Annotated in this window: 8 protein-coding genes and 1 tRNA gene; 6 read left to right on the top strand and 3 right to left on the bottom strand. The window is 44.1% G+C overall.

All coding sequences use genetic code 11. The annotated features are described in order from the left end of the window. Positions 1–234: 234 nt before the first annotated feature. Entirely contained in the window at positions 235–789 is a 555-nt protein-coding gene (locus AAEO56_RS19200) for a hypothetical protein (protein ID WP_341698704.1), read from the bottom strand. Positions 790–903: 114 nt separating this feature from the next. Between AAEO56_RS19200 and AAEO56_RS19205 the strand changes: the two genes are divergently transcribed. Both AAEO56_RS19205 and odhB read left to right on the top strand, forming a co-directional pair. Beyond that, positions 904–3,684: a 2-oxoglutarate dehydrogenase E1 component gene (locus tag AAEO56_RS19205; RefSeq protein WP_341698705.1), complete on the top strand. Its 2,781-nt coding sequence runs from the start codon at positions 904–906 to the stop codon at positions 3,682–3,684. Between the two features lie 49 nt (positions 3,685–3,733). Further along, entirely contained in the window at positions 3,734–5,011 is a 1,278-nt protein-coding gene (odhB, locus tag AAEO56_RS19210) for a 2-oxoglutarate dehydrogenase complex dihydrolipoyllysine-residue succinyltransferase (protein WP_341698706.1), read from the top strand. A gap of 147 nt (positions 5,012–5,158) precedes the next feature. Here odhB and AAEO56_RS19215 read toward each other — a convergent pair whose 3' ends face one another. Next, positions 5,159–5,596, bottom strand: coding sequence for a hypothetical protein (locus tag AAEO56_RS19215; protein WP_341698707.1), 438 nt, complete (start codon positions 5,594–5,596; stop codon positions 5,159–5,161). 59 nt (positions 5,597–5,655) lie between these two features. Then, positions 5,656–6,096: a retropepsin-like aspartic protease gene (locus tag AAEO56_RS19220; RefSeq protein ID WP_341698708.1), complete on the bottom strand. Its 441-nt coding sequence runs from the start codon at positions 6,094–6,096 to the stop codon at positions 5,656–5,658. Between the two features lie 166 nt (positions 6,097–6,262). On the opposite strand from AAEO56_RS19220, the gene AAEO56_RS19225 reads away from it, so the two are divergent. From AAEO56_RS19225 to AAEO56_RS19240, 4 genes are all read left to right on the top strand, one after another. Continuing rightward, on the top strand, positions 6,263–7,030 hold the full coding sequence (locus tag AAEO56_RS19225) for a TatD family hydrolase (RefSeq protein ID WP_341698709.1): 768 nt from the start codon (positions 6,263–6,265) through the stop codon (positions 7,028–7,030). Positions 7,031–7,099: 69 nt separating this feature from the next. After that, entirely contained in the window at positions 7,100–8,233 is a 1,134-nt protein-coding gene (locus AAEO56_RS19230) for a 1-acyl-sn-glycerol-3-phosphate acyltransferase (protein WP_341698710.1), read from the top strand. Next, positions 8,226–9,251, top strand: a complete 1,026-nt coding sequence (locus AAEO56_RS19235; RefSeq protein ID WP_341698711.1) for an asparaginase — start codon at positions 8,226–8,228, stop codon at positions 9,249–9,251. Before AAEO56_RS19230 ends, AAEO56_RS19235 begins: the two co-directional genes overlap by 8 nt. Before the next feature lie 50 nt (positions 9,252–9,301). Then, positions 9,302–9,389: transfer RNA gene (locus AAEO56_RS19240), tRNA-Ser, on the top strand. Positions 9,390–9,595: the final 206 nt, after the last annotated feature.

Consider the following 9,595-nt stretch of genomic DNA (forward strand, 5'->3'; position numbering starts at 1 on the left):
AACATCTTTGTCTATTAGTTTCAACAAAGAACTTACGCTTATTTTCTTTGGCATAATCAAGTTTATAAATCTAATATATGAAAATATTTCAATGAACTTTTGTCTTCCGAACACCTATGTCTCTAAGACCTTGTAGGTGTGTTATTCAAACTTCAAATAGTGATTTTGAAAAAAATCCGCGCCAATCCGCCAAGATCAGCGTCATCCGCGTTTCTTTTTGTGTTCTATCAAATTTTAAAAATAAACCCTCACAAAAGGCATGAACGCATTACTGTATACTAAATCTCTTTCTTTATACAGCACATTATACCGCATGCCTATAGTCACATTATCCATACGGAGCCCTGCCCCAAAGAATAATGCGGTATTCCAGAAATCCCGATGCCGCGGACTACTAGGGGCATCATTAAGCGTTTCGAAATATTTACCATCATAGTCAAGGTTAACGCGCAATTGCTCTAATTCTGCGGACAACTGGATTTGGGGTAACGGGTTCAATATCCCGATCACAGAACCTCCATACATTTTTGAAGAATAATAATCCCTTTGGTACACATAAGCTCCCTGAAGGCCCGCGCCCAGGGCTAGATAATCGTTAAACTGGTATATCGCGCCTGGGGCAATCAGTATGTCGGTATAGCCACTGCCAAATCCAACGCCTACGTTACCGCCAAAGCGCACCCTGCTCCAGAAATCTTCATCGTCTTGTGCATTCGAAGCCACAGCAAAAATGCAAAATGCAATAAGTAGGGTTGGTTTTCCCAATAAAATGTTAATGTAATTTTTCATAGCGGCTTAAGGTATAAATAGTATTGATAAATATAGAAAAAACGTGATAAGATTATTACAATTATCGTACTTTTGCATTGATTTTTTTAAAAACTAAGGTATAAAGACATTAGTATGGATAGGTTTTCATTCTTAAACGCAGCACACACTGCATTTTTCGCAGATTTATACGATCAATATATAGAGAATCCCGACAGTGTAGAACCAAGCTGGAGAAGCTTCTTTCAGGGATTCGATTTCGGAATGTCAGGCAATGGTTATGAAGTGCTGGATGTACAGCAGGCACAGCCTGTAGCACAGCCGGTTTCGGACTATTCGGGCATACCGGAAAAACTACAGAAAGAGTTTAAGGTACTCAACCTTATCGAAGGCTACCGCACGCGTGGGCACCTTTTCACCAAAACCAACCCGGTAAGGGACAGGAGGATATTTTCCCCCAACCTTTCTCTGGAAACTTTTGGCTTATCCGATGCCGACCTTGATACGGTATTTGACGCAGGCAAAGAGGCCGGATTGCAACAGGCCACGCTAAGGCAGATAGTAGACCATTTGCGCAAGGTGTATTGCAACCACATTGGTATCGAGTACATGTACATCCGTGATCCTGAAACCAGGAAATGGATTCAGAACAGGCTTACTGTAAATGACAACCAGCCTAATTTTTCGGCTGACCAAAAGAAGAACATCCTTTCAAAACTGAATGAAGCGGTTTCTTTCGAGAACTTCCTTCATACAAAATATGTAGGCCAGAAACGCTTTTCCCTTGAGGGCGGCGAATCGCTTATCCCGGCGCTTGATGCGCTTATCGAGGCTGCTGCAGAGAAAGGCGTGGAGCAGTTCGTTATGGGTATGTCCCATAGGGGCCGCCTTAATGTTCTGGCGAACGTGTTCGGCAAATCGACTTCTGATATATTCAGCGAGTTTGACGGTAAAGACTACGATGACGATGCCCTTTTTGATGGCGACGTTAAATACCACCTTGGGCTTACATCCAATAAAGTTACAAAAACAGGCAAGCAGATCAATATCAACCTGGCACCGAATCCTTCGCATCTTGAAACGGTAGGAGCGGTGATTGAAGGTATTGCACGTGCCAAACAGGACAGGTATTACCAGGACGATTTCTCGAAAGTGCTTCCTATTGCACTTCATGGCGATGCTGCAGTAGCAGGGCAGGGGATCGTATATGAAATTATCCAGATGGCGAAGCTTGACGGTTATAAAACAGGCGGTACCATCCATATGGTGGTGAACAACCAGGTAGGGTTTACAACCAACTACCTTGATGCACGTTCGTCAACGTATTGTACCGATGTGGCTAAAGTAACGCTTTCGCCGGTGCTTCATGTGAATGCCGATGATGCAGAAGCCGTGGTTCATGCTATGCTGTTCGCCCTGGATTACAGGATGAAATTTGGCAGCGACGTGTTCATCGACCTTTTAGGTTACAGGAAATACGGCCACAACGAAGGCGATGAGCCGCGTTTTACCCAGCCGAAACTATACAAGATCATTGCCAAGCACCAAAATCCGCGCGATATCTATGCCGAAAAGCTTATTAGTGAAGGCGTGATAGCAAATGATTTTGTAGGCACACTTGAAAAAGAATATAAAGCAGTTCTCGAGCAGAACCTTGAGGCTTCACGCAAAAAAGACCTGACGATAATTACCCCGTTCATGCAGAATGAGTGGGAAGGCTATGCACAGGCTGACGAAGCGCAGATGCTGCAAAAAGTGAATACCGCTTTCTCTAAAGAGATACTGACGGATATTGCGAAGGTAATAACTGAATTGCCTGCGGATAAAAAATTCATAAGCAAGATACAAAAGCTGATCAATGACAGGAAAGCGATGTATTTTGAAACCAATAAGCTGGATTGGGCTATGGCCGAATTGCTTGCTTACGGCTCGTTAATGACGGAAGGCTACGATGTGCGCATGTCCGGCCAGGATGTGGAAAGGGGAACCTTCTCGCACCGCCACGCCGTTGTTAAGGTAGAAGACTCTGAAGAAGAGGTAGTGCTGCTTAACACGCTGAAAGGCCAAAATGGCAAATTCCATATTTATAACTCATTGTTGTCTGAATACGGTGTATTAGGCTTTGATTATGGCTATGCCCTTGCAAGCCCTAAAACGCTAACTATCTGGGAAGCACAGTTTGGGGATTTCTCCAATGGCGCCCAGATCATGATCGACCAGTATATTTCGGCAGCCGAAGATAAATGGAACAATCAGAACGGTATCGTGATGCTATTGCCGCACGGTTATGAAGGCCAGGGAGCAGAGCACTCGTCTGCCCGTATGGAGCGTTTCCTTCAGCTTTGTGCCAACCACAATATGTATGTAGCCGACTGTACAACACCGGCCAACTTCTTCCACCTTTTGAGGAGGCAGATGAAAACGACTTTCCGCAAACCGCTTATCGTGTTCACCCCGAAAAGCCTTTTACGCCACCCATTGGTAGTTTCTACTGTGGATGAGTTTGCAGAAGGCTCATTCCAGGAAGTGCTTGACGACCCGGCAGCAGATGCAGCTAAAGTGAAAACGCTTGTGCTGTGTACCGGTAAATTCTACTACGACCTTATTGCCGAAAGGGAAAACCTGAAACGCGATGATGTTGCCGTGGTAAGGATAGAGCAATTGTTCCCGCTGCCTGTAGAGCAGATCAGGGCGATCATTGCCAAATATCCTAATGCCGACGACTATGTATGGGCACAGGAAGAGCCGAGGAACATGGGGGCTTACAGCTATATGTTGATGAACTTTAACGAGGTGAAGTTAAGGGTAGCATCCCTTAAAGCGTACAGCGCACCTGCCGCAGGAAGCTATACCCGTTCTAAAAAACGCCATGCCGCTGCCATTGCGATGGTTTTTAATAAGGATTTATTTAATTAATCGTATTTTTGATTTTCAATAATATAGGAACACAATAAAGCATACTGATATGATTTTAGAAATGAAAGTCCCTTCACCGGGAGAATCGATCACAGAAGTTGAAATCGCAACATGGCTGGTAAAGGATGGTGATTATGTAGAAAAAGACCAGGCTATTGCCGAAGTGGATTCAGATAAAGCAACCCTTGAGCTTCCTGCCGAAGCTGCGGGTATCATTACATTAAAAGCAGAAGAAGGCGATGCTGTAAAAGTAGGTCAGGTAGTATGCCTTATTGATACCGATGCAAGCCCCCCGACCCCCAAAGGGGGAGATGCTCCGAAACAGGATGCGCCTAAAGAAGAAGAAAAGAAAGCAGAAGTAAAAAAAGAAGAACCAAAAGCTGAAGCACCTGTTGCCACGCCAGTTGCTCAAACTCCCCCTTCGGGGGATGGGGGGCCGAAAAGCTACGCATCGGGCACGCCATCTCCGGCAGCACGCAAAATATTAGACGAAAAAAATGTAGATGCTTCAAGCGTTTCCGGAACCGGAAAAGGCGGAAGGATCACAAAAGACGATGCAGTAAACCATGTACCGTCTATGGGTACACCGACAGGCGGCAACCGCGGCTCTGAGAAAACCAAACTTTCCATGCTTCGCAGGAAAGTTGCAGAGCGTTTGGTTTCGGCTAAGAACGAAACGGCAATGCTTACCACGTTCAACGAGGTGAACATGACGCCTATAAACAACCTGAGGAACGAGTATAAAGATGCCTTTAAAGCAAAACACGGCGGTGTGAGCCTTGGTTATATGTCATTTTTCACCAAAGCGGTGGTAAGGGCATTACAGCTGTTCCCGGATGTGAATTCGATGATGGACGGTGACTATAAAATAGCATATGACTTCGTAGACGTATCGATAGCGGTATCAGGTCCGAAAGGCCTAATGGTACCGGTGGTAAGAAACGCGGAGACGCTTTCTTTCCGTGGTATTGAGGCAGAGATCAAACGCCTTGCGCTTCGTGCACGTGACGGACAGATCACTGTTGACGATATGACTGGTGGTACCTTCACCATTACCAATGGCGGTGTATTCGGGAGCATGCTTTCTACGCCGATCATCAACCCTCCGCAATCCGGTATACTTGGTATGCACAACATCATCGAGCGCCCGATTGCCGTAAATGGTAAAGTGGAGATCCACCCAATGATGTATGTAGCACTATCTTATGACCACAGGATCATCGACGGGCGTGAGTCGGTTGGTTTCCTTGTAGCGGTAAAAGAAGGCCTTGAAAACCCTGCTGAGCTATTGATGGACAACAATCCTAAAAAAGCATTGGAACTTTAATAAGTATTAGCAATAAAGCAAAAAAGCCCGCTCATCACTGAGTGGGCTTTTTCTATATAGGGATGCCGCTATGCGACAGACTATATATCAGATGCTTAAATAATTAAAAGGTTGCGTTGGCAAAATGAAATAAAATGTTTTTTCTTCCTATAGATCAATATCAAAGGTACCGTCAGTAATGGTCTTTACCTGTCCGGCATCATTTACTACAGATCCTGAAAAACTGCCTTTCATTTTTTTATTGCTGTTGACCGTGACATTCGAAGAAACGCCATTATTCGTGAAGAGAGTATTATCTGTTACATAATCAAAGCTATAAGCCATGTTGGCGCCTGTAGTGCCTGCCGGAACGTAAAAACTAATGATCTCGGCAGAATTGGCATCGGTAGCGGCTTTAATATGGTACAGGATAGTTGCTCCTCCATTATCAGATTCTCCAATTGCAGCAACACCCCTGAAGGTTTTTTGTACCCCGTTTATTTTAAACGAAACCCTGTTGCCTGATGGCGAATCGTCATTATTCGAACAGGCAGTAAAAAATAAAACAGAAACCGAAAGGCAGATAAACAAGAATAATTTTTTCACTGTAATAATTGGTTTTTTAATTGGGTAAATACTGGTGACTATAACTTGCAAACAGGCTGTTATTTTTTCAAATAAAAACAATGATTATGGTAGTCAATGATAGCCTTACCTTTCATCAGGACATCTGCCCCGATAATGCCATGTACGGGCTTTGCCTTATACTGGCGCAGCGCTTCATTGACGTGTGACATATCGAAGATCACCAGCCCAAACTTTTTGGTAGACCAGCGGCCCAGTTTCAGGGTGTTTTTAACGGAGGTTTGTGTAAGCATACCGATGCCGCCTGCTCCGGCTGCCCTGGTATCGGAGTCGGATGCTGAAAGTTGGAAATGGCCAATGCCTTCAAAATCAACGCAGCTGTTCGAGGCACCGGTGTCGAGTATAAAGTTGCCTTCCACGCCGTTTATTTTTCCTTTAATAAGCAAATGCTGTGTTTTGGAAATTTTAAATTTTATCTTTTTGTATCCTTTTCCCTTGAGCGTGCTGTATAAATTATCCATAAGCCAAAAATAATAAAAGTTTAAGCCACGTATTACACGAATTTTCATAAATGCTGGCAGATGGCTATTATCAGGCTATAATTTCAGTATAAAATGAAAATTGGTGAAATTCGTGTAATTTGTGGCAGAAAATTGTTCGTAATTTTGCGACTGAACAAACATTACAATGATACTTACCGATACCCATACCCATTTATACAGCGAGGAATTTGCCGAAGACCGCGATGCCATGATACAGCGCGCGATCGAGGCGGGTGTACAGCGATTGTTTGTACCGTCTATAGATTCCGGCTACACCCAACAAATGTATGATCTGGAAAAACAATATCCTGAGAATGTATTCCTGATGATGGGCCTGCATCCCACATACGTTAAAGAAAATTACATGGAAGAACTGGCTCATGTAGAGGAGCAATTGGCAAACCATAAATTCTATGCGGTGGGCGAGATAGGCATCGACCTTTTTTGGGATAAGACCCGCCTTGCAGAGCAGCAGTATGCTTTTAAGCACCAAATCCAACTGGCAAAAAAATATAAGCTCCCCATAAACATCCATTGCCGGGATGCTTTTGATGAAGTGTTCGAAGTATTGGAATCGGAAAAAGGAGACGATCTGTTCGGGATATTCCATTGTTTTACAGGCGATTTTGACCAGGCGCAAAAAGCAATTGGCTACAATATGAAACTCGGGATAGGGGGAGTAGCCACTTTCAAAAATGGAAAGATTGACCAGTTTTTGAAAGATATTGACCTGAAACATATTGTGCTGGAAACCGATTCGCCGTATCTTGCGCCGGTGCCTTTTCGCGGCAAGCGCAATGAGAGTGCCTACACAAAATTAGTAGCCGAAAAACTAGCGGGTATTTATGGCGTTTCGTTAGATGAAATTGCGGTAGCCACTACCGAAAATTCGAAAGCCATATATGGTATTTAACAAAGAATTTCGGTTTAAATTCAATAATTTTTTGTTCATTTGTGAATTGTTTTAACCCTTAAGAAGTACATGTCGAAATTTGATCATATACGGCCTTATTATGACAGTGAGGTTAATGAGGCTATACGGAGTGTAGTACACCACCCTATGATGAAGGCGCTTATGAGCTTCACTTTTCCCGATGTGGAAGAGGCGGTTTGGACAGAGCAGCTGAAAAAAACGCATTCCAAGAGGGATTTCCAGATTAACTTCATCTACCAGGCCATCCAGATGGTGCTGAAAAAGAGTTCCGAAGGCCTTACAACTTCCGGCTTTGAAAAACTTGGCAAGCACACGCCTTACCTTTATATATCCAATCATAGGGACATTATCCTCGATACATCGCTCATCAACGTAAGCCTTTACGACCATAAACTTATCATGACAGCATCGGCTATTGGCGACAACCTTGTGCAGAAAGCATTCCTTCATACGCTGTCAAAGCTTAACCGGAATTTTTTAGTGCAAAGGAGCCTTTCGCCGCGCGAGTTGCTGCAGAGTTCCAAGCTGATGTCGGAATACATTTATCAGCTGCTTACCCGTGAAAACCGCTCGGTATGGATCGCACAGCGTGAAGGACGGACCAAGGATGGTAATGATACCACCCAGCAGGGTGTATTGAAAATGCTCGCTATGGCATCGGACGAAGACAACCTGATGGATTATTTCAAAAAGATGAAGATCGTACCGGTTTCTATTTCTTACGAATATGACCCAACCGATATGCTGAAAATGCCAAGGCTTATGGCCGAAGCTAATGATGAGATTTACATTAAAGAAAAAAATGAAGATTTCATGACGCTAATCAGTGGGATTATGGGGCAGAAGAAGCGGATACATATTCAGGTTGGCGAAATACTGGACAGTGAGCTGGACAGGATAAAGGAAGAGCATGACAACCAAAACAAGCAGATACAGGCCCTGGCGCAGGTAATAGACGACTCTATACTTGCTTCCTACAAGCTGTGGCCTACTAACTATATTGCTTACGACCTGTTACATAACACGAATCAGTTCGCGGCGCATTATACCGATAAGGAGAAGCAGCTGTTTGAAAGGCGGCTGGAAATGCGCATTGATATTGAGAACAAGATCGTTCGCGAAGGCTTTCTGGCGATGTACGCTAACCCGGTGGTAAACAAAATGAAGTACCAGAATGTCTAAGCCCTCTATTTTACTGATATATACCGGAGGGACAATTGGTATGGTAAAGGATTTTGAAACCGGGGCCCTAAAAGTATTCGATTTCAAAAAAATATTAGACCGTATCCCCGAACTGAAGCAGCTGGATTGTAATATAGAAACTGTTTCATTCGAAAAGCCTATCGACTCTTCCAACATGAATACGGATAAATGGGCAAATCTGGCTACACTGATAGAAGACAACTACGATAATTTTGATGGTTTTGTGATATTGCACGGATCGGATACCATGAGCTATTCGGCATCCGCTTTGAGTTTTATGCTCGAAAATGTAGCTAAGCCCGTAGTATTCACCGGCTCCCAACTGCCTATCGGGGACCTGCGCACTGATGCCAAAGAGAACCTTATTACGGCCATACAGATAGCTTCGCTGCAAACAAAGAATCATCCCGTGATACGCGAAGTGTGCCTGTATTTTGAATCCAAATTATACAGGGGCAACCGTACCACCAAAATAAGCGCGGAGCATTTTAAGGCCTTCACGTCCCCCAATTATCCGGCACTTGCCGAATCCGGCGTACATTTGAAAGTGACCAAAGAACTGTTATGGCCCCACGAACCGGGCAAGGGATTGCAGGTGCGCAAAAACTTTGAAGACAATGTAGTCATCATCAAGATGTTCCCCGGTATCAATGAGCGTGTACTGTCTTCGATACTGAACACCCCAGGACTGAAAGGAGTAGTGCTCGAAACCTACGGATCTGGCAATGCACCAACCGATATCTACTTCATATCCATATTGCAAAATGCGATACAAAATGGCGTACAGATCGTTAATGTGACCCAGTGTTCGGGCGGAAGCGTGAATATGGGTCATTATGAAACCAGTACCATGCTCAAGGAAATAGGCGTGATCTCAGGTGCCGATATTACCACAGAGGCAGCGATAACCAAGATGATGTACCTTTTAGGCCAGGATATCCCTGCCGGCCAATTCAAAACGCTGTTCGAATCATCCCTGCGCGGAGAATTGTCGTAATAATTTTTTAATACGGTTTTAATATTCTATTTTTGCCCCGCAATAAACTTAGAGAGGTGGCCGAGTGGTCGAAGGCGCACGCCTGGAAAGTGTGTATACTCCACAAGGGTATCGAGGGTTCGAATCCCTTCCTCTCTGCGATAAAAAATATAGAGCCTGCAAGCGTTTACTTGCAGGCTCTTTTATTTGTTGACTATGTCTCGTCCTGAAATAGCGATACAAAAAAAACTTCATTATGTCAGAAGAAAGAAATTATGTAAAGCGAACCCAGCGAGATTACAGCCTGTCTCTTAAATTACAAATCGTTCAGGAGATTGAGCGCGGAGAATTATCCACTCATGGTG

The sequence above is a fragment of the Flavobacterium arundinis genome, from assembly GCF_038289855.1.
In the GTDB taxonomy this organism is placed as follows: domain Bacteria; phylum Bacteroidota; class Bacteroidia; order Flavobacteriales; family Flavobacteriaceae; genus Flavobacterium; species Flavobacterium arundinis.